The sequence below is a fragment of the Flavobacterium taihuense genome, from assembly GCF_019351435.1.
Lineage (GTDB): Bacteria > Bacteroidota > Bacteroidia > Flavobacteriales > Flavobacteriaceae > Flavobacterium > Flavobacterium taihuense.
In genome coordinates, this window is sequence record NZ_JAHWYN010000021.1 from 1 (window position 1) to 23,645 (window position 23,645).

Annotated in this window: 21 protein-coding genes; 14 read left to right on the forward strand and 7 right to left on the reverse strand. The window is 32.5% G+C overall.

The window, feature by feature from the left end; translation table 11 throughout:
* Nucleotides 1-16 precede the first annotated feature (16 nt).
* A complete protein-coding gene (locus KZH69_RS17545; RefSeq protein ID WP_219318785.1) occupies nucleotides 17-193 on the forward strand; it encodes a hypothetical protein in 177 nt (58 codons plus the stop codon).
* Between the two features lie 9 nt (nucleotides 194-202).
* Here the strand turns inward: KZH69_RS17545 and KZH69_RS17550 are convergent, their stop codons facing one another.
* The 3 genes from KZH69_RS17550 to KZH69_RS17560 form a co-directional block, all read right to left on the reverse strand.
* Nucleotides 203-1,903, reverse strand: coding sequence for a LeoA/HP0731 family dynamin-like GTPase (locus KZH69_RS17550; protein ID WP_219318786.1), 1,701 nt, complete (start codon nucleotides 1,901-1,903; stop codon nucleotides 203-205).
* A 2-nt stretch (nucleotides 1,904-1,905) separates the two neighbouring features.
* Entirely contained in the window at nucleotides 1,906-4,107 is a 2,202-nt protein-coding gene (locus KZH69_RS17555; RefSeq protein WP_219318787.1) for a GTPase, read from the reverse strand.
* A 63-nt stretch (nucleotides 4,108-4,170) separates the two neighbouring features.
* Nucleotides 4,171-4,605: a hypothetical protein gene (locus KZH69_RS17560; RefSeq protein ID WP_219318788.1), complete on the reverse strand. Its 435-nt coding sequence runs from the start codon at nucleotides 4,603-4,605 to the stop codon at nucleotides 4,171-4,173.
* Between the two features lie 656 nt (nucleotides 4,606-5,261).
* Here KZH69_RS17560 and KZH69_RS17565 point away from each other — a divergent pair.
* Nucleotides 5,262-5,540: a helix-turn-helix domain-containing protein gene (locus KZH69_RS17565; RefSeq protein WP_219318789.1), complete on the forward strand. Its 279-nt coding sequence runs from the start codon at nucleotides 5,262-5,264 to the stop codon at nucleotides 5,538-5,540.
* A 169-nt stretch (nucleotides 5,541-5,709) separates the two neighbouring features.
* On the opposite strand, the gene mobB is transcribed toward KZH69_RS17565, so the two are convergent.
* Entirely contained in the window at nucleotides 5,710-6,999 is a 1,290-nt protein-coding gene (gene mobB, locus KZH69_RS17570; protein ID WP_219318790.1) for a conjugal transfer protein MobB, read from the reverse strand.
* Entirely contained in the window at nucleotides 6,996-7,427 is a 432-nt protein-coding gene (mobA, locus tag KZH69_RS17575) for a conjugal transfer protein MobA (RefSeq protein ID WP_219318791.1), read from the reverse strand. The genes mobB and mobA overlap by 4 nt, the downstream gene beginning before the upstream one ends.
* Nucleotides 7,428-7,644: 217 nt before the next feature.
* Between mobA and KZH69_RS17580 the strand changes: the two genes are divergently transcribed.
* Nucleotides 7,645-8,325: a nucleotidyl transferase AbiEii/AbiGii toxin family protein gene (locus KZH69_RS17580; RefSeq protein ID WP_219318792.1), complete on the forward strand. Its 681-nt coding sequence runs from the start codon at nucleotides 7,645-7,647 to the stop codon at nucleotides 8,323-8,325.
* 39 nt (nucleotides 8,326-8,364) lie between these two features.
* Nucleotides 8,365-8,682: a DUF6922 domain-containing protein gene (locus KZH69_RS17585; protein ID WP_219318793.1), complete on the forward strand. Its 318-nt coding sequence runs from the start codon at nucleotides 8,365-8,367 to the stop codon at nucleotides 8,680-8,682.
* Between the two features lie 784 nt (nucleotides 8,683-9,466).
* On the opposite strand, the gene KZH69_RS17590 is transcribed toward KZH69_RS17585, so the two are convergent.
* Both KZH69_RS17590 and KZH69_RS17595 read right to left on the reverse strand, forming a co-directional pair.
* Entirely contained in the window at nucleotides 9,467-9,808 is a 342-nt protein-coding gene (locus tag KZH69_RS17590; protein WP_219318794.1) for a hypothetical protein, read from the reverse strand.
* A 9-nt stretch (nucleotides 9,809-9,817) separates the two neighbouring features.
* Nucleotides 9,818-10,681 carry a hypothetical protein gene (locus KZH69_RS17595; protein WP_219318795.1) on the reverse strand — a complete coding sequence of 288 codons (864 nt, stop codon included), beginning with the start codon at nucleotides 10,679-10,681 and terminating at the stop codon, nucleotides 9,818-9,820.
* 170 nt (nucleotides 10,682-10,851) lie between these two features.
* On the opposite strand from KZH69_RS17595, the gene KZH69_RS17600 reads away from it, so the two are divergent.
* The 10 genes from KZH69_RS17600 (at nucleotide 10,852) to KZH69_RS17645 (ending at nucleotide 23,609) form a co-directional block, all read left to right on the forward strand.
* Complete coding sequence (locus tag KZH69_RS17600) at nucleotides 10,852-11,241, forward strand: helix-turn-helix domain-containing protein (RefSeq protein WP_219318796.1); 390 nt, start codon at nucleotides 10,852-10,854, stop codon at nucleotides 11,239-11,241.
* A 108-nt stretch (nucleotides 11,242-11,349) separates the two neighbouring features.
* Complete coding sequence (locus tag KZH69_RS17605; protein WP_219318797.1) at nucleotides 11,350-11,607, forward strand: hypothetical protein; 258 nt, start codon at nucleotides 11,350-11,352, stop codon at nucleotides 11,605-11,607.
* 418 nt (nucleotides 11,608-12,025) lie between these two features.
* Complete coding sequence (locus KZH69_RS17610; RefSeq protein ID WP_219318798.1) at nucleotides 12,026-13,675, forward strand: DNA cytosine methyltransferase; 1,650 nt, start codon at nucleotides 12,026-12,028, stop codon at nucleotides 13,673-13,675.
* A gap of 34 nt (nucleotides 13,676-13,709) precedes the next feature.
* Nucleotides 13,710-15,230: an ATP-binding protein gene (locus tag KZH69_RS17615; RefSeq protein ID WP_219318799.1), complete on the forward strand. Its 1,521-nt coding sequence runs from the start codon at nucleotides 13,710-13,712 to the stop codon at nucleotides 15,228-15,230.
* Between the two features lie 12 nt (nucleotides 15,231-15,242).
* Nucleotides 15,243-18,413, forward strand: coding sequence for a Z1 domain-containing protein (locus tag KZH69_RS17620; protein WP_219318800.1), 3,171 nt, complete (start codon nucleotides 15,243-15,245; stop codon nucleotides 18,411-18,413).
* A gap of 3 nt (nucleotides 18,414-18,416) precedes the next feature.
* The gene (locus KZH69_RS17625) at nucleotides 18,417-19,385 is read left to right on the forward strand and encodes a PD-(D/E)XK motif protein (RefSeq protein WP_219318801.1); all 969 of its coding nucleotides are present in this window, start codon (nucleotides 18,417-18,419) and stop codon (nucleotides 19,383-19,385) included.
* Between the two features lies 1 nt (nucleotide 19,386).
* Entirely contained in the window at nucleotides 19,387-21,789 is a 2,403-nt protein-coding gene (locus KZH69_RS17630; RefSeq protein WP_219318802.1) for an AIPR family protein, read from the forward strand.
* Between the two features lie 35 nt (nucleotides 21,790-21,824).
* Nucleotides 21,825-22,274 carry a hypothetical protein gene (locus tag KZH69_RS17635; RefSeq protein WP_219318803.1) on the forward strand — a complete coding sequence of 150 codons (450 nt, stop codon included), beginning with the start codon at nucleotides 21,825-21,827 and terminating at the stop codon, nucleotides 22,272-22,274.
* A 105-nt stretch (nucleotides 22,275-22,379) separates the two neighbouring features.
* Nucleotides 22,380-22,997 carry a hypothetical protein gene (locus KZH69_RS17640; protein WP_219318804.1) on the forward strand — a complete coding sequence of 206 codons (618 nt, stop codon included), beginning with the start codon at nucleotides 22,380-22,382 and terminating at the stop codon, nucleotides 22,995-22,997.
* A 216-nt stretch (nucleotides 22,998-23,213) separates the two neighbouring features.
* On the forward strand, nucleotides 23,214-23,609 hold the full coding sequence (locus KZH69_RS17645; protein ID WP_219318805.1) for a hypothetical protein: 396 nt from the start codon (nucleotides 23,214-23,216) through the stop codon (nucleotides 23,607-23,609).
* Nucleotides 23,610-23,645 lie beyond the last annotated feature (36 nt).

Here is a 23,645-nt window from a genome sequence, read left to right on the forward strand (position 1 = left end):
AAAAAAGTAGTTTTTAATGAAAAATGGAGGTGGTCATTTTGCTCCGGAATTAGGTGGTCATTTTGAATTGGAATCAGGTGGTCACTTTAAATTGGAATTGGGTGGTCAATATCACTGGAATTTGCACCCTTATCCCATCTACTTTTACTTCCTCCAATTTTTTTTTGTAATTTCCTTTATCGATAATTTGTAATATTTTCTACTAAATTTCTTCAAATTCTACATTTATTATAGAATCAGATTTCTTATACCATTCTCTAATTTTTTCTGACTTATATTGAAAATCCGTAACTTCTTCACTCAATGCCTCTCTACTTTTTAAAGTATTTTCAAAACTAGGAGCAAAGTTTTTAATAAAAGACTCATCATCATTAACATATGATAATAAATGCGCCTTATAGGTATTTAGGTATTTAGTCAATTCTTTTTTTGACTCTTCTAGTTTTTTATTTTTTTTATGTAAATCGTAAGTTTCCCATGCTTCAAAAGCAACAGCTATAAAAGCTAAGCCTCCATTCAAACCTTTCGCAAACTTAGCTGCTCCCCAAGGTTTAAATTTCATACCTGCCTTAATGCCAACTTTACCTAATCCACCTCGTAATAAATTTCTTGAAGCGAGAACAGTAGTGTTGTTTATACCCATTTTTGACAATACTTTAATACCATTCTTAGCATGAGATTGTAAAAAGGATTTATCTAAAGAATCTCTGAAATCAAACTCAGTATTGATTTTATTGTCTAAGGTAATTATAGATGAATTCGTACTTTCTGCATATCTATCAAATAAGGTATTCATTTCTGATTCAATATTAATTCCATCTTCACCTATGTTTCTAGTATAAAACTCTTGAAAAGTTCCTAGGTCTACTGCATTCAACTGTAGCAGCATTCCATCAAAATAAGAAGTTATATCTTCCCTTAATCTTATTTTATTTTCATTAAATTTAGATTTCGTGTTTAAAATTTCTTTGTCAATATCAGAGAGTGCCTCATCTCTACTTTTCAATTGCTTTTCATATAAAGAATAAATCTCGTCAGCTTGTTTAGACTGTTTAATGATGGATTCAGAAATAATGCTATGAGATTGTTTCTTTACAAGAGTTTCTTTTGAACTTTTCAAAAATGACTCCGTTAAATCTTGAAGTTTATTGATACGAGATAATTTCAAATACAACTCTTTGTTACTAAGCCAATTTTCCACACCTCTATTAAAAGGATTAGCAGAAATTCCAATAATTTTTAATTTGTTTTCTTCTATAATATCTAATCCAATTATTGCTTTTAACCTGTCAATTACTGCTTGTTTCTTTATCTTAAACATTTCTTCATAATCTTCATCATCTTCAATATCACAAACAGAATCAAAATGATTTATAATAAAAATAGTGCTGTCTAATTTTTCCAAATCCCTAAACAACCACTTTATCGTTTCTGCGTGACTATCTTTAATTGAATTTACAGGATTTAGGACATATAATACAAGATGTGCTTCGGAAACATATTTTTTAGTTATATCTGAATATTTAATTCCAGCCGAATCTTCTTCTACTTTTTCTTTTGAACCAAATAAGCCCGGAGTATCCACAATTTCACAGTTATCTTCAAATCCTTCTGGTCGATAAATCTCAATACTATCTGAAGATTCTAATGGATCTATCTTCATGTTTTCTACTACTTTGCCTAACCAACTTGCAGCAACGGTCGTTTTTCCTTCTGAAAAAGCACCTACTAATGCAACTTTAATTTTTTCAGATTTCACACCCTCTATTACATCTAATATTTTTCGCTCTGTATCCTCAACATCTAGATCCAAACGTTCTCCTTCTCTTACCCAATGAAGCAATTTTTCTAAATGAGATATAATTTGTTTTTTTTGTTCTGAAAAATTTTTTAATGGTTCCATCTTTAATTTTTAGTTTTTTTTAATTCTTCTAATAATATTTCTAGTTGATTTATTTTTATATCTAATATTGTTTGTACGGTTTTAATGCCATTTATATTGTTATAAAGCATAATTCCAATCTTATTAATTATATTTTCTTTACAATCATCAATAATCGTTTTATTAGAAAATACTAATTTGGCTTTAATTTCAGTTTTTATACTTAACAATTTTTCGTCTATTTGCTTTTTTGCCCTTGATTCAGGAGTCTCTTTATTCATAAACCATTTAATCCCGGCAAATATTATTCCTAAAAGAGCACCAATTGCGACACCCCATGGTCCGAAAGGTAGACCAGCCATTGCTAATCCACCAATTGAAATTACAGAATCACCAATTTTTTCCAAAGGGAAACTAAACAAAATATCAAAACTTCCAATTGTTTGATTTTCAAAATTAGACGAAAATTTAGCCACCGTAATTTGCTCGATATTATTTCGCATTTTATTTATATTGTTTTCCACATTTTTTTTAAATGTAGTAACAGCTTTCTTGGTTGTATCAACATAATCTTGAGATAATTTATCAAAAACATATGTATTATAACATTTTGCAATAAATTCAATCTTTTTCTTTTGGTCGGAATAAAAAGGAGATAGCAATCTTTTTGCATCAGCAACATTCAATTGAGAATTGTTTTCTTTATTATCTACTAAATGGTAAAGTTTTATACGCAAATCTTCTACTACCGTATTTGATAATCTGTATGAAAATTGATTAAGTTCATTTTCTAATTGTCTGTATTCATTATCATTTTTTTCTTTTACTACTCTAATTTCTCTTTCTATATCCTGAATAAATTCATTACTATATTCTGTGCTTCGAATTTCTTGAATATTAGTTTTAAAATCAATTGTAGCGCATATTGCTTTTTGAACATTTGCATTAATGATTTTTCTTTCCATTCCATTGAATTGAGATCGAATCAATTTTTCAACTTTTTCTAATTGTGAAATAGAATAAAGGTTTTCGTGTGTTCCAAATTTATCTAAAAATTTTTTTTGAACTTTAAAATTTCTATCATCTTCTTGAATTTCTGCTTTAGAACAAAAAGCCATCAAACCTTGCAAGGAATAACAGTCTTTATAAAAATCTCCTAATTCATTTTGCATTTGAGTAGAAATATTGGTTCTAAATTCTGCTGCTTTTGAATGCATTGCTTCAAAGCTGGAGTCATTTTCGTAGTTGTAATTATGCTTTTTCTCATTTAGCAAGAAATAAACTTCCGTTTGCTCTTTTAAATATTTTTTGATTTTAGAAACCGTTCCGCTTTCTGGTAATTTTTCCGCTGAACAAACATAAAAAACACAATGTGCCTTAGAAACTGCGTTCATAATTATTTCTTCATATTCATTCTCATCTCCTTCAATACCCGGAACATCAATTAATGTAAATGGTTTTTCCTCTTGATTAAAATAATATTCGACACATGATTGTGTAAAATCTGGAATACCTGTACCAATAATTTTGCCATCAAATAATTTTTCTCTGTCTTTTTTTAGCTCACCTATCTCTTTATAAAACTTTTGAACATCAATATCTTGTTCTGGTATAATCGAATTTATTTCAAAAATTTTTTCTTTGAGTGATTTTATTTTTTTTATAAAAAAAAGTATTGGAAGTAATCCAAACCAAGAGCGAAAAACATTCAACCATTGTACCCAAAAAGTATCTTGCAATCTTTTTGCTCGTTCTTTTTTAATTTCAATTTCAGAAGTTATATCTTCTATTTTTTGTTTTTTAGATGCTTTTTTTGAGATAATAACATTTTCAGATTTTTTACCTAATTCAGAAATTCTTAAATCCAAGGATTGTTTTAAAGAATTGTTTTTCAGCTTTTCAACCTCTTGCATTGAAATTCTCAACGATTCTATAATTGTACTCTTTCCGGCGTTTGTTTCACCAAAAAAAGCAATAGTAAACCGATCCCAAACTGCATTTTTATCTAATTTCTCAATATCATTAATGAAAACATTTCTTATTTCTTTTAATTTAGATTGTGTTTCATTATTTTTTTTCTTTACATCAATATGTTGTATATCAATTTGAGAAATATCATTTAATACTTCGTCAACATTATCTATTAAATTTGAATAAACACTTTTATAATCGGAATAATTAAAATTGTTTTGAGGCCTATCTACACTCAAGGTATCTTTACTCATTGTTTTTTTCTATGAAATTTTCAAAATTATTATTTAAAAGTGTCAATTACTGTCGCTCTAATTTTATTTCACTAAACTCTTAACCATTTTTTCAATCGCATCATCCGCCTTTTTCAAGTTGGCTGCTGTCAATTTTAAATCAATATTATTATTAATAATGTTAGTAGGATTATTTAACCAGTCTTCCATTTTTCTTTTACCCTTGGATTGATTGATACATCTTAAGGTAACACAAACATTTTCGGGACAATTAACAACTAAAGCTATTTGTTCATCTGTTAAACGAGATTTAAATTGAGTATGGATAGCTTCCGAAGAACGCAAATGTTCGTAGTCGTAAGCATCACCACCTCGAAGTGTTTTCCCTGTATAAACATCTATATAAAGTGCTAATCCGTCTCCACCTCTAATTAAGGCAGCCTTTTGCATTAATGCTTTGGTTTTGGTAAAAATTAAATCTATTGCTAAGCGGCTATACGGGCGGTTAGGGTCAATCATATTATTGTTTAAGTTACCTTTTGTGATATTTTTTGCTAAAATAGAATAATTATTTCTTTATAATTAATGATCGAATTAACATAATTAAAAGATTTATCCGTAAAAAAACCAGAAAAAACAAATTATAAATAACACTTTTATTAAAAAAAAATACCCAAAGAAATATAAACAAACTTTTAAAGCTCTTTGGAAAGATAGTTCGTATATTATAGATTTGATAACAAAAAGCGGAGTAAAATAGAAAGGTGGTTTCCTGTACATTATCAAGAAGGCTTTTGATCTTTAGGTACAAGGAAATCCCACCGCGTTTAGAATGTTCGTTAACTAAACTGGAGTAAAGTATCTGTCCGTTCTTAATATACATGGAAACTAGGATCTGGAAATGGTTTGAAATGCCAGATAGATTAACAATGGCCAGCTTAAGATAAATTGTAGAAAATATTAAAGACAATCAAAAAGAAGAAATTAAAAGGTGGTCAATATTGAGCGTCTTTTGTGGACTATATAAAAATTGTGTTTTTCTGGTAATAGAGAGCCATAATGAGCCAAACGTGGACAGTTTTACTTTTTTAATTTCCTCATGAGTTTATTTTGTAATGGTTTGTAAAAACTACCAAAATCTGAGTTAGATATTATTCAATGAAAAAGAGAGAATTATGAATGTGGATCTTATTACCAGGGATGACCTTGATAGATTTAAAAAAGAATTGCTAGAAGAAATCCGAAGATATCAGCAATATCCTCGTAAACAAGGCCAGGAAGCGCGGGTATGGCTCAAGAGCTACGAGGTTCGAAGAGTCTTAAATATTTCAGCTGGCACTCTGCAAAACCTTAGAATAAACGGCACTCTTCCCTATAATAAGATTGGTGGTCTAATGTACTACCGCTATGACGACATTCAAAAACTGATGGATGGAACGAGGAATGTTAGGTGATTTTTTTAGATTCGATGCCCAGATTGGAAACAGTTATAAAAAACAAAGGCACTCCCTCCTATTTAGTCGGGAAAGCCTTCATTCTTTTAAAATGGTGCAGCCAATTTGATGAATCACTCCTCTGTCGTGAATCAACAAAAAGGCTAGTGCTTAAAATTGATAGTATGCACTATCTTTTTTTGCGTCTGGCTTTCTTTTTCATTTGGTTGTCAAATAATCCTTCATCATAGTCATCTCCTTTAGCACTAGGTAATAACCCTCCAAAGACTTCAATAAGACTGTTTTCTTCGTGGCTATAGGACAGATCTTCCTTAACCAAAAAGCCAAACAGATTGTTTGGTTGTTTGAGCTCTTCATTTATAGTGGCATCGTTCTTTGAAGCAAGATTTCCCTGTACAGGCTGCTCAATTTTATTGCCATTATTCCACCAGCCATTGAATACGTTGGCCGAAAAGTTTTTGCCTAATTGCGAACCATTCCACACGGATTTCGAACTATGGTCAACAAAGGTGATTCCGTAAACTCTTCCTTCACTATTTCGTCTTACAACGGTATTAATACCTCGTTCCAACAACCTTTTTTTGAATTCTTTTTCACCCGATGCCGTCTGCAGGGACATCTCAATGGTTGTCTTAAGCAAAACTTTGGATAGCTCATTTTTCAACAATTCTTTGGACTTCCCATAATGTTGTTGAAGCTGAACATATCCTGCCTGTTTACCGAATAGCGAAGCTTTAAAGGGATTGCTTGCTTTTTCTCCCTTGTCATTTAATGCAAAATACACCAGCCCCTTTCTTGGCATTCCATTATATTCGCCCTTGACTTCTTCGGCGGTAATATTGAAAAGGGAAAGCAGGGCATTGTAGGTGCCGAAACCCTCAAATTTATAATACTTTGGCAAATGACGGATTACCGAAGCCATCTGACTCTTTATATCCCCAGTTTTATAATCAACTGGTTTGAATATTTGACTTTGTGGGTTCTGTTTTTTTTCCACAGCTGATATCAGGCAGAATTCTTTTTCTAATTCTCGACAGACGTCCATTGAACGCCTTTTTTCAAATTTATCAGATATTTTTCTTCCCTCTTCATCCACACAAACCGATACGATATGGATATGGGTACGGTCTATATCAGTATGCTTGAATACCAAAAAAGGCTGGTTGCCATAACCCATTTCATGCATATACTTTTGCGACAGTTCTTCAAACTGTTCATCACTTACCTTATCCTTCGGATCAGGATTCAGCGATATATGTAATATTGGTTTTTCAGTCTTTCGATTGGCCAGCAGATACGGTTCAAAAGAACGCACCAACTGGCTGACGGCATAACTGCCATCAGGAGTTTCAATTATTTTATTGGTATACAAAACCTGCCCGTTTTCCTTTTCCACTTTGAGCTGATTATACGCCAATGCACCATATAGATTGCAACCTCTTCCGATTTTCGCTATCATTTTTTCAGGTGTTTTGCTTCAAATTCCTCGGTCAGCTGAATCATTTTTTGACACAATACCGCCATTTCAGCGGTCTGTTTTTCCAGTTTGTAGAGATAGGCTGAAGCTTTCTTTTCAGAAAAATTACGGTACAGTACTTTCACCACTTGGTTGTAATTTGTTCCTACAGCCCTGAACTGTCCGAATAAGGTAGTCAGGCGCATATAGTAATCCATGGCTGCCTTGTCAACCGTTATGGTCGTAATTCCTTTTTGGAAAACACATGCGGTAATAAAATGTGCCATTACACCCATGCGTGAAGCTTCATAGAGGGAAAGAAAAAGGGCATTTTCTTCAGAAGTAAGACTTATGGAATAGCGGTGAACGGCGGGATCTTTCTTGGGATGCCTGCCACCTTTATGCGGGGTGGTTTTGTCGTTGCTTTCCATAACTATTACTACTGGTTTCGTCTAAAGAATTTTAAAACCAATATACTTTATCATTAGTGATGACATCAAAATATTGGTGAATGTGGAAGCACTTGGCGTACTGTTTCTGAATGTGAATTTATACGTCTTGCGACATTCATAGCCTAATACAGCCATGACAGGACAATCTGTAAAAGCCCTCCGCTTTTGGGATTAATTTCATGAAAAACGTGAAATTATGCTTTACAAAGAAACAGTTACCAAAGAGATGTGGGAACTTCTTCAAAGACTCATGAAAGATGAAAAATTGAAAGATTTTAACCTTGTAGGAGGAACAGCTCTCAGCCTAATGATTGGCCATAGATTAAGTATCGATTTGGATCTGTTCACCACGAAAGATTTTGACGAGCAAGCCATACTTACCCATTTAGGAAATCAGCATCCGATAAAAATCAGGCAGATTCTTGAAAATACAATGCTTTTGGATATAGGCAGTGTCAAGGTAGACATTCTCGCCCACAAATATCCATGGCAGGAACCTGTTCAGAATGAAGAAGGAATACGGCTGGTATCTTTATATGACATCGGTGCCATGAAGCTTCATGCAATCTTTCAAAACGGTACAAGGATCAAGGATTTTGTAGATATGTATTTTCTTTTGGAACACCATTCCCTTAAAACCTATTTAAAAGCTTACCAAAACAAATATAATGGAAATCCTGGACTCGCAGCTCATGCATTACTGGATCATAGCAATATAGACAAAGAAGAAAAAGTCAAACTCATCAAAGGAAAAGAAACCAATTGGAACAAAATGACTCAGCGGCTAAAAAAAGCAGTTTTCAATCCTTCCATTTCATTTTCTGAATCAAAAAATCAAATTCCTCTACCCAATAAAGGTCGTGGATTTAGACGGTAAGCGTTTGAATAAGAAGATAAAAAATCGTATATTTACTACATGGTACGAGTTAAAAAAAATAAGGCAATCCCAAATCTAAACCCAGTATTTTTTTGGGATTTCGACATAGATGCAATGGACTTTGAGAGAGCCTATAAAACTATTATTGCCCGTATCGTAGAGCGTGGAGGACAGGAAGAAATCAACGAAATTGTTCGTTTCTATGGCCTTGAAAAGGTGGTAAAAGCGATTCGTGACGAAATTTATTTTCTTCCTAATTATGCCATTGACAAGGCTTTAAAATTGTTTCCTGAACTTAAAAAGGAAGAGATGTACTGCTATCTTAACCGTAAGGATAAACCATACCACTGGATCTAGTTTTTAGACTATAAGCCATTCTTACGAACAAATAAATAAAAAGAAAACGAAGTTAGGCCAGGCATTAAACTTAGCAAAAGACTACGGCATAATGTCTTGCTCGTTCCTCACAAGCCACCCTTACGGGACTTATTCCGTTTCCTTTTGCTAAGTTTACTGCCAGCCCTTTTAAATTGCTTTCTTTTTCTTTTTTACGGTTTTTCTGTTTTCTTTTGAATTTATATTTATGACTTTAAATATGCACATACAGCAATATTTGAAAGCTTAAATATTTACTTATGTCCACATTCATATTTATATGTAAAAGCGTATGTACATAAATACAGTTTTAAAAGCATATGTATATATTTCAATCTGTAGCTATCAACAACCATGCTTACATATTTACTTTTGTAAAGTAGTGCGTGGCTACATAGCTTTATGCTTATGGGTTTACAAGCTTAAATACGTAAATACATAATTAGGTAGGTTTGATCTCCAAACTTGAGTGTGATAAACAATCATAATCCTTATACTTCGATAATTATACTGGTCTGAGATTTGAAATCGAACGCTTTTTAAATTAATTTATTGAATTAATTTTGCTCCCAGTTTAACTATATCAAAAAAAGGGCATCAGCCCTTTCAATTAAAACCATCTGCAATAATATTTTCGCAGGAAAATAGCAAGTTGTGTTTTAAGATGCTTGAAATGAATTCAGCATCTCAAAACTACTTGCCCCTGCAGGGGGCTGAAAAACGCCTCCAAAGTCGGCGTTTTATTAAAATTACAATTGGAAACAGGTTAATTGGAATCACTCTTATTTTTTTCATTTAAATGTTTTAGATAAAGCATATCCAGTAATTCTGACTCTTCCAAAGGGATTAGCATTTCTATTATTCTTAAAAGACTTCCAACATATCTTTCAGTATTTATAGTACTCTCAGTACTGACTTCAATTCCGTCTAAGGCAAATTTTGCTGTTTTAAGTAAATCCATTATCATACAAAACAGGTCTCTATATCCTTGCACATTTATTTCAATAATGTGTATATCATTTCTTGTTTCTAATGCCGGCTTGAGCAATACAAAATAATGCTCTGGATTCTCTATGAACTCATTTAATTTGATTTTATCTTTTTCCATGATTTCTAATTATTTTATTTTATCAGGTTCGTTTTCAACTTCATTTTGTCGATTGATTTCATTTTGAATCAAAATTTCCGCTTGCTTTTTAAAATTTTTACATCTTTCTTCCACTACCTGATAATATAAATAATCAACATCGTTGGCCTTACTAAAGCGTAACGTGTTGGGCTGTTGCTTAAGAAGTTTAAATATGGATTTATCTTCCCGAGTTTGTCGGGGGAAAAAGTCTGTCGTTATGGTCGTAAAGTATTCGCAGAGATTAAATAAATACTCCAATGCAAAATGATTAGGAGTATAGCCTATAAAGACACGGATCAAAGACAAACAGATTTGCTCCACTATTTGATGAAGAGCGGACATTTTTACTTCATCCGAACTAGAAGCATCATCATCATTATATACCCAGCCCCAGATTGTAGCAATATTATTCTTCCTCCATGCTATATAATGAGATGTGGATTTTAAATTTCTTTTTGGAGTTTCGCTAATATTTAAATAAGGAGGCTTGTTAATATCTTGAAATAACAACTCTGCGTTCTGCATGATCTGCCAAAAGAAAAACTGCTGGTCTTGGCAGAGGTCTTTAAGACTCTGTACGTGGTGTATAAGAACAGTAGCGGTCAAAGAACCCTGAGTCTTTGCTTTTATCTTATCACTTATATCACTTCCCGCATTTTCTTTGGTTTCATCTACAAAAACTAAGAGGTATAAATGACTATGTTCTTTTTGCAGTTCTTTATCAGGATAAATTTTCCTGCTCGAACGATAAGTTGTTTCCTGCCTGCCAAAACAATAAACAGCAGATGTTTTAATATGGTCTGAAATTACTTCCTTCAATTCTTTTAGCTGTGAAAATTCAATTGCATTCATAATTTTAAATTTTTAATTAATAATTATCCGAAAAATTGTATTTTTGTTTAGTACATGCAAGTAAATCAGAATGAGTATTGTACCGAATCATTTTGGTCTGTATCATACAGTACTGAATATGTTTTTTACGGATTGCTTATTTTTTTATTCCTAATTATTATCTTTGAACTATGAGCACATTGACAAAAACAAATCATATAGGGCGAAAAATCAGCCGTATTCGTGAACTTCGAGACATGAAACAAGAAGCATTGGCGCAGGCTTTGGGAACAAACCAACAGGCGATATCCGCTATGGAAAATAGTGAAACGATAGATGAAGAAAAACTTATGGAAGTTGCGAAAGCTCTTGGTGTAACACCTGAAGCAATTAAAAACTTTTCGGAAGATGCTGTGATTAATTATTTCAATAATTATTACGACAATAAAGGGCACATATTAAATTCTTGTAGTCATCTTACTTTTAATCCTCTTGAAAAAGTTGTAGAACTTTACGAAAGATTAGTTCAGGCTGAAAAAGATAAAGTCGAGTATTTGGAAAAATTACTAAAAGAAAAATAACCTTTATAGAAGGCAAATTAATTCCAAAATTGAGACTCTAGACAGGGTCTCTTTTTTGTTTCAGAATATTTTTATTTTATGGTGCAACAATAATAAAAAACCAACAAAATGGACAAGACTATTAAACTCCGTGTGAGAAAGGAAATTGGCAACGGTGACGAGCTTAAAGTATTGAAATTAAAAGGCGCATTAATTGCTAAGAAGTACACTGAAATAATTCACATTGCTGATGAAAATGAAGACTTTTATCTTAACTCATTTTCTACTTCTCCTGAGAATAAAAAAGAAGCAGAACATTTTGTTTTGGATTACATTTCAAACCATAATCTTAAAGATACTATTACTCTCATTAGCACAAAGAATTAAACTGTTTTTGAATACGATTATCCCCCAGACATCCAAATCTTCCTTAAAAAGTTAATAATTTTGTTTATTTAAAATATAATTCTTGAATTAGTACGCTTTTCCATATTATTTACAATGGATTGCCAAGCATTTTTATTGTTTAATTTATAGGTTTTTATTTATAATATTTAAGTCCATCTTACAACAATCCATACAAATAACAAAATGGTTTTGGATTACATATTTTATGCAAAAATGCTTCTTTTTATAATTATTGAAAGTCGTGTTATTTTGATATTTAGATAATTTAAATTAGTAAGCTATAAATTTTTAAATGTTCAGTATATTCGCAAAAAAAGAGAAAATCTTACTTAAAAGTTCTGATTAGTGTATTTCACTTTTAGATCTTTATTTTACACCCCACGCATGTGACCTGATTATGATACACAATAAAATTCCGATAATTGATTTATTTGCGGGACCTGGAGGACTAGGAGAAGGTTTTTCCTCTGTGTTTGACAATGATCAAAGAATTTTTGACATTAAACTCTCTATAGAAAAAGATGAAAATGCACATAAAACCTTAGAATTTAGAGGCTTTTTCAGGAAATTCGCCAAAGGACAAACACCCCTAGAATACTATGAGATCCTGCAGGAAAAAAATCTGGACAAAAGAGAAAAATTAATTTCAGCTTTATATGAAAAATATCCTCAAGAAGCACACGAAGCAAAAAAAGAAGCGTGGCTGGCTGAATTAGGAAGTGAAAATTATTCATCAGCTAAGGTCGATAAAAGAATTAAAGAATCTTTAAACGGACAAAAAAATTGGCTTTTAATTGGGGGCCCTCCCTGTCAGGCATTTTCATTAGTTGGAAGATCCAGAGTTGGGGGAATAGATGATGAAGATCACCGCGTTTATCTTTATAAAGAATATCTGCGGATTATCGCAGTTCACCATCCTACGGTTTTTGTAATGGAGAATGTCAAAGGGCTTTTATCAGCTAATCTTAATGGAGAAAAAGTATTTGACTGGATCTTAAATGATTTAAGAGATCCGTCGTCTGTATTTAAAGATACTAATGCCCCTAAATATAAAATTTATTCACTATCTACCGAACCTCAAAGTATTGATCCTTTAGGCAATCCAGCTTACAAAGACGATCGTGATTTTTTAATTCAGTCTGAAAAATTCAGAATACCTCAGAAAAGACACAGAGTTATATTACTCGGCATAAGAGAAGACGTTGATGTAATACCAGGAACCTTGACCCAAGGCCTGAAGGAAACCGATCTAAAAAGTGTAATCGGCGATTTACCAAAAGTCAGAAGCGGTTTAGGCAGATCTATAGTTTCAAGTGAAACAATAAACGGAGCAAAGAAAAGAATTTACAAAAATGAAATCGATTCAGATCTGAATTGGGAACAGAAAATAAACTCCATGAAAGAGGAAATATTTTCGTGGAAAGAATTTAAAACCAAATCACCAATTAAAAAAGTAACAGCCTCTTCTTTTAGTACAGGCTCTGAATATATAGAATGTACGACACCTGACAGCTCAAATCCACTGTTTGAGTGGTATTATGATAAAAATTTGAATGGCGTCTGCAATCATGAAACAAGATCTCATTTAATGGAAGATTTAAGACGATATCTTTTTGCCAGTATCTATGCTGAAAAATTTAAACGATTCCCAAGACTAAAGGATTACGAAGCATACAGTTCAGAATTAATGCCTGATCATGTGAATGCTTTGAGCGGGAAATTCGCAGATAGATTCAGGGTCCAGATGCCGGATTGTGCAGCTACAACTGTAACTAGTCATATCTCAAAAGACGGTCATTATTTTATTCATTACGATATGGACCAGTGCAGAAGCCTTACTGTAAGAGAAGCTGCAAGAATTCAGACATTTCCCGATAACTATTTATTCTGTGGTTCAAGAACAGCACAATATCATCAGGTCGGCAATGCAGTGCCTCCCTTCCTTGCTTACCAAATATCACAAATCGTGTTCAATATTTTTAAAAAAAATAAACATATAAAATCTAAAAACAAGAATCCAAAAAAAGCAGTCACTTATACTAAATAAATCACCAACTTACACTATTAATTGAGCCATCTCTATGACAGATCCCAAAAATATAATAAGTGAAGATGCTTCACCAAATCCTGAATACTTAATTAAATCGATAGCTGAACAAGGTTACAGCCTTGAAACCTCTCTTGCAGACCTTATGGATAACTCTATTTCTGCAAATGCTGATAAAATTGAAGTATTGATCGATGTGGAAACTGAACCGTTTCGATTATTTTTAGCTGATAATGGTGATGGAATGAGTGAAAAAGCACTGATTAAAAATATGCAGTTCCCGAGTAATTCACCCGAAAATAAAAGAGAGGAGGAAGATCTGGGGCGATTTGGATTAGGAATGAAAACTGCTTCATTTTCTCAAACAAGAAAATTTACAGTACTCTCAAAACTTAAAGGCGAAAAAACATACAGAGGCCGAACATGGGATGTTAACTTTTTGAAAGAACATGGATGGAAAATTATAGTTAATTCACAAGTGGAAGTTGACATTCTTGTACTGCAGTACACCCAATTGTCAAATGTACATTACAATGGATTTGACAGTTTTGAAGCAAATACCATTATAATCTGGCACGGGCTTTACAAATTTGAAAAATATCTCGAAGAGAAAAATAGAAATACTGCTATTAAAAAAGAGATTAACGAAGTAACTGCTGATTATCTTGCTCTTGTATTCCACCGGTTTATGGAAAAACCAGTAAATCCTCTTAAAATTAGAATTAATAATTCCCAGGTCACCGCATTTAATCCCTTCCCTGTAGAAGAAAAAGATTTTAGACAAATAGAACCTAAACAAAGTCAATTTAAATCCGATGTGATAAAAATTGAAGGGTATGTTCTGCCCTCACGCAGTATAGAAGAAAGCAGACAGGGATTGTCTAAATGGACAACAAGATATAGAGGTTTAATGGACATGGAAGGGTTATATATTTACAGAGCTGATCGAATTATACTTTTTGGAGGATGGAATGGACTTATAAAAAAAGCCCCAAGGCTGCAGCTTGCAAGGCTGAGGGTTGAAGTAGGAAATAAAGTTGATCATCTTTTGCATTTAAATGTCGCTAAATCCCAAATCTCTGTTCCCCATGAACTGCGGGCAGCGTTTGAAAAATACATCGATGAATTAAAAGGAGAAGCTGAGAGAGAATTCTACAATAGAGGTATTAGAAAATTCTCGGGTGCCAAATCACAAAACAGCAGCCAGTTATTTGAGAGAAGCTCATCCGATAAAGGATCAATTCTTGAGATAAATAATAATTTTCCGCTCTTGAAAATATTGACAAAAACTTTAGATAAAGATCAAAATTCAAAGCTTAATTTAATATTAAGAATGATCAATACCCGTGTAAACAGCATCAGGCAGGTCCACGAAGAAAAAGAGTTTTTAAATATCGAATCTAAAGACGGCATTACTACAGAGGAAATCAGAATAAATATTCTTGAATTATTGAAAAATGGAGTTTCATCAGACATGATCAGGGAAGATATACTGCCGCATCTAGGCTTTAAATTTTCCTCTCTTCCAGATGAAATTAAAGTACTAATTAAATAATTAAGCGCCATAATGAATTATATAGACATATTTAAAAACAGAATTGAACAGGAAGTTTCAAGGACATCTGGAGATAAAAACTTTGTATATCAATTATTTAAAAGTATTAAAGAGGATATCACAAATGCCGGCATTTTAGTCGGACTGCCTCCTGTTGATGAAATCACCCTTAACAGCTACTTTGAGACCGCTAAGAAAGAATATCTTTCCGTTAATCCAATTGATCCCGGCATAAGTCATTCCCTGCAGAAAAAAGGATTAAAATCTTGGCTCAAAGATGACAGAGAAGCGGATTTAAGCTGGGACTATTCAGAAAGATATTTTAAATACCTGTTAAAATCGGGAAGATCTGAAAAAGTAGTTGAGGGAACCAGAAAATCCAGCCTATCGATTTTAAAGAAAATGGCTGATCCTAAATCAAAAAATGCAGTCTATAGAAAAGGACTTGTTGTCGGTGCCGTCCAGTCTGGAAAAACAGGTAACTTTAATGCTGTTATAAACAGAGCAATTGATTCGGGATATGTCATAATTATCGTGCTGTCGGGAATCATGGAAGACCTGAGAAGCCAGACACAAAAGAGAATTGAATCCGATGTAATAGGAGAAGGTGCTGATGATTCTACACAAAATTCAGGAAAAAAAGGTGTCGGTGAAATCAGAAGATTTGGCCAATTGGGAGGATCTGATATCATTCAGGTCAAATCAATAACTTCCGAGCTGAAAGATTTTGGAAAAACAACCAAGGAACTGGACTTTACCCTTAATGACAAATATGTTCTGGTCTGTAAAAAAAATGTCAGTGTCCTTCGGAACCTAATAGTTTGGCTGCATGATTCGCTTGATAAAAACAAAGAAAAGCACAACATTCCACTCTTGATTTTAGATGATGAAGCTGATAACGCGTCATTAAATAATCTGGGATTTAAAGGAAGAGAATATGCAAGTAAAACTAATGCCCAAATCCGTGCTTTGTTAGGCATGTTTAATATAAAAACATATTTAGGCTATACCGCTACACCATTTGCAAACGTACTTCAGGATCGAAACGAAATACCTATTGAAAAATATATAGAAAAATACAAATTTAAGGGTGAAACCGTCGAAAAGGAATTAGCCTTAGTGGACAATATCTTTCCGGATGATTTCATTGAACTGCTGGATCCGCCTTCAAACTATTTAGGAGCCAAGCAGATCTTTGAAACTGTTGCTCCAATTGAAAACAGAACCGATGAAAATGACAAAATCCCACTTGTTGCACCCCCTGTCAATGATTATGTAGAAGATTTTCCTTCCAGAATTTATGAAAATGAGGATGGCGAAATTACTGGAGTCAAAAATATAAGTGAAGATGAATGGTATGAAAAATATGAAAAAAGTGGTTATTTAGGTTTTTTTACATATTCAGACTATAAAACAGGTACATGGGCGGCAAAAAAAGATGATAATTTTCCAAAACATTTACCAGAATCATTAAAAGATGCAGTTAAATGTTTTATCCTTTCCTTAGCAATTCGAGAAAGCCGAATACCTTACATGGAAAAATCAGAATTGTATCAGCGCCACAATACTATGCTGATTCATATTTCGCGATTTACCTCGTGGCAGAATACTACCAAAAAATTAATAACTGAATATGTTGAAGAATTAACATCCAGAATTAATAATGATAATCCTTCCAGTACAGAATCAATATATTTTGAGTTAGAAACCACATGGTATAATTACTATGCACACATCGTTGAAAACATAAAGGATTATCTCCCTAGCGGATATGAAGATGAATTTATGATTCCTATAGTTTTTGATTCAATAAAAAAAATCCTGCCATCCGCCGTTAAAGGCATAGAAGTTAAAGCCATAAATAGTTTCACCAAAGAAAAATTAGAATATCCAAAAAATACGCCTAAGAAAATAATAGCAGTTGGAGGGAATAGATTATCAAGGGGGTTTACTCTGGAAGGTCTGACAATTAACTATTTTATAAGAACAACAAACTACTCTGACGCTCTGCTTCAGATGGGAAGGTGGTTTGGATACCGACCGGGTTATTTAGATTGCTGTAAAATTTTCACAACTCAGGAATCATTAAATAAATTCAACTCTACAACAAAATGTATAGAGGAACTGGAAGCTGAATTTATAAAAATGGAAGAAAAAGATAAAGAGCCCCGCAACTTTGTTTTGAGAGTTAAAACACATCCCGGTACTTTGCAGATTACCCGCCCTTCAATTCTACGAAATGCAAAAGAGGTAAAATGGTCTTATGCAGATCAAATAGAAATGACCACAAGATTCAATGTAAAAAAGGAACATATTGAAAACACTTGGACTAATTTTAAATCAAATATAGCTCCGAAATTTAACGCAAAAAAAGATGGTCTGCCGACATTTTCAGCTACAGGATCTGAAATTATAGAAATACTTTCAAAACAGCCAAATAATTTTCATGCTGATACTGTAACACAAATATCAAAATTCATTGAATTATGCAATGAGAAGAATTTATTAAATGACTGGACTGTAGCACTGAAAATAACAAGTAATTCCAAAAAACCTTTATCTGCCGACCAGCTTAATTTAAATCCGGCCTTAGCTTCAGAAATCAGATTAGCGGAAAGATCTGGCCCAACTACAAACAGTGCAGATGTAAATGCTTTTTTACATGACGGAATTTATAAGGCAAGTGGAAAAAGCGCTAATATTATCTCTGCCAATACTGATTTAGCTATTCTGCTTTCTGAGCCCGAGAAAAAGCAGGCAAGTGAAACATTTTATTTCCATAAAGCTAAAGAACTCAAGAGAAAAGACAAAACACTTTCGGATAGCGATGCCTATGATAATGCTAGAAAATCCAAGACAATTCCAGAAAGATATTATAGAGAAAAGCTGAATGAAAATCAAGGCCTGCTGATTATTTATCTATTTGACTCACAATATGCTTTTAATCAGGCTCAGGAGAATTCTAAAGTTTTAAATCTAAAAGAAGATTTTAAAAATTATATCGACGCTAATAATATTAATTTAGAAATTCCTTTAGTGGGATACGTATTAGGTTTCCCTCCTATGGAAGATGCTCCAGGCGGTATTTATATGGCAGGCGATTATGATCTTGATATAGATGAAGAAGATCAGGAAGACCCAATTGGTGACGATGCTGAAATATTATCTGACGAAAACAACTAGGATATGGAAATAGGTGCTTTAGTTCTAAAGTGGCAAAATTTTGAAAATTTTGAATTAAATAAAGGCTATAAAGCTTTGAGGATTACCAGTGAGTGTACTCCCGAGCTTTACATAGCAATTGATAATGATGGATTCCGATGCTTAATACTTTATTTGCCGCAGAGCATCGATATTAAATTAAAAAACAATGATAAAGAGAAACTGAAACTCTCTTACTTACCACTTGAAAAGATAATTCTTATTAAGTTGAATGATTCTGATTTTATTGACTTATTTAATGATTTGATTGTTTCTCTGTATTTAAAGATTAAAGATTTGACCGATCCTGATTATTATTCAAAAGAGCTGATATATTCTTTTTACAAGTGGGCTGACTTTTTTGATGATAAGTTTAAATCAAAATTAAGTAATGAAGAAATTAAGGGCGTTTTTGGCGAACTGTTTGTCCTGAATGAGTTTCTTAAACAGAGCGATTCTAAAACTGTAGATACTATTTTAGAATCTTGGAAAGGTCCTTATAATACAACCAATGATTTTATTCTTGATGATAAAAATATAGAAGTAAAAACAAAGGATGAGTCAAAACACTTTATAAAAATTTCAAGTGAATATCAGTTAGAAAAAGAGTTTGATAAAACCTTAGAATTATTAGTTGTTTCAGTAAAAATTGATATGATAAAAGGAGTTTCCATTCATGATTTAATTAAGCAGGCAACAATTTACATTAGAAAAAATCTCGGTGATCTGACCATACTCTATCATACACTGGCGCAGATTGGACTTACAATAGAATCTGTAACTGAATATAACAATTATAGGTTTGTTGTCTCAAAAACAAATTTATACGACTGCGAGCAGGAGAATTTTCCAAAATTATCAATTTCAAATATACCAGTGGAAATAACTAAACTCAATTATAATTTAAGGATTGCCGCATTAAATAATTTTATGCTGGAAGAAAAAATATATTAGGATGATTATAGAAGAATATTTTAATTACAGGAGTGAATTACTGGATCAATCCAAAGATGATGACGGCCAACTTTCTGAATCATTATTACTGTCCCAAGTACTGCCGTCAATGCTTGATGCAAAGCTTATAGATTCAGAAGATTATAATAGCTCTTATTTTAAATTAACTGATAAAATGAAAATTAACGCTTACTGCGTTAACGAATCTGGTGAGAGACTGCAATTGTTTTTAATAGATGAATCATCTATTGATCTGACTGCTAAAAAGAAAGATTTGCAGATTTCAACAAAGGCAAGTTACGATGCTCAGTTCAAAAGAGGGACTGCTTTCATTAATAATGCCATTAAAGGACACCTAAATGACGAAATTCAGGATTCAAGTCCAGCCCGAGCTTTAATTTCCCAAATCTCATCATCTGAGGGTGCTGATCAATTTGATGTAATTGAACTGTTTTTAATTTCCGCAACTGCAACTGTTTCATTACAGGGAGCAAAACCGCAACCTAAAAGGATTGAGTTCGAAAATGAAGGCATCACAATCAGCTACAGTAAAAATAAAGAACAAAAGAGCAAGACTTTCTTAATCAAAAAAAGATTAATTGACTTAAATTTTTTATATAATATAATAATATCCCAAGGTAACAGAGAAGCATTAAAAGTTGATTTTGAAGATATGTTTGGTTACTCGCTGCAAGCTATTAAAGCAGCAGATGAAAGTAATTTCGAATCCTATTTATGTGCATTGCCTGCAACAATTATTGCTGATCTTTATAAAGAATTTAGCGGCAGATTACTGGAAAAAAATGTTAGATCATTCCTGCAGCTAACAAATAGCACTAATAAAGGGATTCGGGAAACTATCAGATTAACACCCGAAAAATTTGTAGCCTATAATAACGGTTTGACAATAACGGCAACCAGCGCCGAGATTGTTGAAGAACTGGGGTACAATAAAATTAAATCCCTGACAAATTTTCAAATTGTCAATGGCGGACAGACAACTGCAACAATTTATTTTTCTCAAAAAGACGGTTATAACATTGACAAGGTTAAAGTAATGGCTAAAATCAATGTAGCTAAAGAAACCTCAGATGATGATTTGGAAGAGCTGATTTCTAACATTAGTAAATACTCAAACGCTCAGAGCAGGGTTTCACCAGTTGATCTGCGTTCCAGAAATTCTCAACTGGTAAAAATTAAAGCATTAAGCGAAAGTATAGTAACACCTTCCGGATTAAAATGGTTTTTTGAGAGAGCAAAAGGTGAATATAATACTATGCTAAGAATTGCGGGAGCCAATAAAGCCAGATATAAAAAAGATTTTCCGAATGAGAGAAGATTTTCAAAAGAACAATTAGCAAAATATTACAGCGCTTGGGGTGACAAACCTTACATGGTAAAAAAGGGTGGTGAAAAAGTTTTTAGATATTTTATTGAAGAAATCAGCGGTGAAGGAACTTCAAAAAAAGCAGCAGATATCAACCGAATATTCTACGAAGAATTAATTTCAAAAATTATCATCTTTAAAAAACTGGAAGCTCTATACGGCCAAGGGAAAAACTCTATGGGACAATTACGCTCCGCTGTAGTGCCCTACTCTATATCTGTTTTATATAATTTCACTGACGGCAATAAAAAAGAAATGCCTTTTGATTTACTGAAAATCTGGATGAATGAAGATTTTGAAGATGATCTAAATGCATTTTTTAAAGCTCTTCTTTTACTAATGAATGATTTGATAAAAAAATATTCAAAGAGTGAAGATTTTGGTGAATACTCTAAAAAAATTGAACTGTGGCATGCAATCATTAACAGTGATGAAGTCCAAAAATTTATGACCAGTGATAATTCTTTAAGAATTCTTGAAAAATACTCAAATTCAAAAAAAGATGCAGATAAAAAATTAAAATTAAAGATAAAGGAGGTTGATTTTAAACTGTTGAATAATTGCATTAAAATACATTCCAAAACTCCAGAATTTTATAAAAAGATAAATTCTCTATTATGGGATGTACTGACTGATAACGAAAGAAACAAACTTTCGAATATTGCGGCCTTAATACAGCAGAAGGATGACTTAACTCCAGAACTGGTTTCTTTTGAAGAAAATATAACTACAAAAATAAGAATCAGTCAACCGGAAATATTTGATGATATTCAATACGAAACTAATGCAGTACTAGAAGAAACATTCAATTATATTATAAAAAAATACAACTCAGCGGTCGATAAATCTGAAAATATTATCACCGTATTTGAAAAAGCAGGCACTATTGCTAAACATAAAGGAATAAAATATGATTCTGTTTTCAGCGAAATAGGAAAGACATTAAATGATGGTTTTTCACCGACTACCAAACAGATCTATTATGCATCTTATTACGTTTCTACATTGCGTGTTTAAAGTATTAGATTTGAATTATTACAACAATAAACAAAATGAAATTAATATACAATCAAACTTTTCTAAGTAAAAACAATGATTACATTTCGTATGATATTACAGATGAATCTAATGTTCATATTGGAACAGCCGAAGGATCGGGTAATAAGTATGGTGATTTTGTGAGTATTATAAAAATTTTCAATCCAGAATTTTACAATATGGGACTGGGTCTTCAATTTTTTAAAAAAGTGTTTGACTTTATAAATATACATCATCCGATTTATGTGATAAAAGCAAGCTGGCACAAAGGAGGTGAGTTTAAAGACTTTAAAAATGGCATGTCCAGTAATCTCCTTATATTCAAACAAAACCTCCAGAAATTTACTCCAACTCAAAGCGCTGTTTCAACACCCACAGGACGCTGGGCAGCAAAAATAGGTTTTACGAATTGTGAGATAATCACAAATACAGATGATGAAGTAATTGTACATTTCACAAGATAATTAAAGAAAAGCTTTTTCTGGAATACATCTTAAAAGTCAAAAGATTCTTAGAAAAGAAGCTGATTCGGCCGTCCAATTTTATTTTTTTAACAAATCATCACCAATATGCCAAGTGAAAGACTACGTAGAGCAGCGCTCATAAAATCAAATCTTGAAAGAATTAATCCGCTGGTTGGCGAAATACAGGAATATTTAAGGGAATTAACTTGGCAGGATCTTCCGCTGGAAATAGAAGATTTTGATAACATGACAAGATATTCTCTTGTTTTACCAGCTCATATCGAAAATAATTATTCAACTTTAGTTGGAATTTTAGAAAATGAGACAGATCCAAATATTAAAAAAATATATCACAATACAATTTTTGGTGATCCGCAGGAGAAATTTAACGAACTGACTTTAAGCGTCCAAGCACTTCATCTACATAATAATCGTGTACATTATCCGGGTCCGGGACTGGCTGTAAAATATCGGAATTTAGGTTTAGGAAAAAAAATTTATAAACGTATTATCTATGACCGCGGTCATATTACATCCTATGATACCGACACCTTAGGTGTGTCTGCAGATAACTCAATAGAAAGCGACCTTATCTGGCACAGTTTATATAATGATGATGAAATAGATTGTCAGACCGATGGAAACAAGATAATAGCAATCTTTGCTCAATACCAGCCTGCTTTACAAAGAACAATTAATCAGTATTTTGGCATTGTTCAATAAAAACTTGCCACTATTTAAATAAATTATTTTTTACTCCATTACAGTCGAGGACAAATTTATTTATTCCACTTTAATAATTCAGTTTTCGACAGAGTTTAGTGGCTGGTTAAAATCTATCATATACAATAGTAAAAGTTTAGCACTTTAAAATTATCATTTCCAAATTGAATTATTGATCAAAACAAAGGAAAATTACAAAACAGATAAATTAAATTTATGAAAACATATACAAGAACAGAACTGGCCAAAAGCATTTACACAATAATAAATGACAAATACTCTGATCCGGAGTATTTTTATGGAAAATTAAAAGCAATTATTAAAACAAAAGTAAAATCTGCTACTAAAACCATCCTGTCTGCTGAAGAAGAGAAGGAAAAAGGATTAGGATTCGCAAAATGGATAATTGCGGATTTTCACATGATAACGATTCAGCGTATAGAGCCTAGGTTATCCAATGCAATAATAAAAGAAGCTTCTGACGGCATTGAAATAGAAAAATATGAAGCCTATTGTAAATTAGCAGCAAAAGAAATTATTTCAGAATTTACAAAAGTAAAATACAAAGCTAAAAAAGAAGAAATGAAGAAACGAAACGGTAAAAGAAAATAAAAATTTTCTCACTATAACTGGATAGTATACGATTTT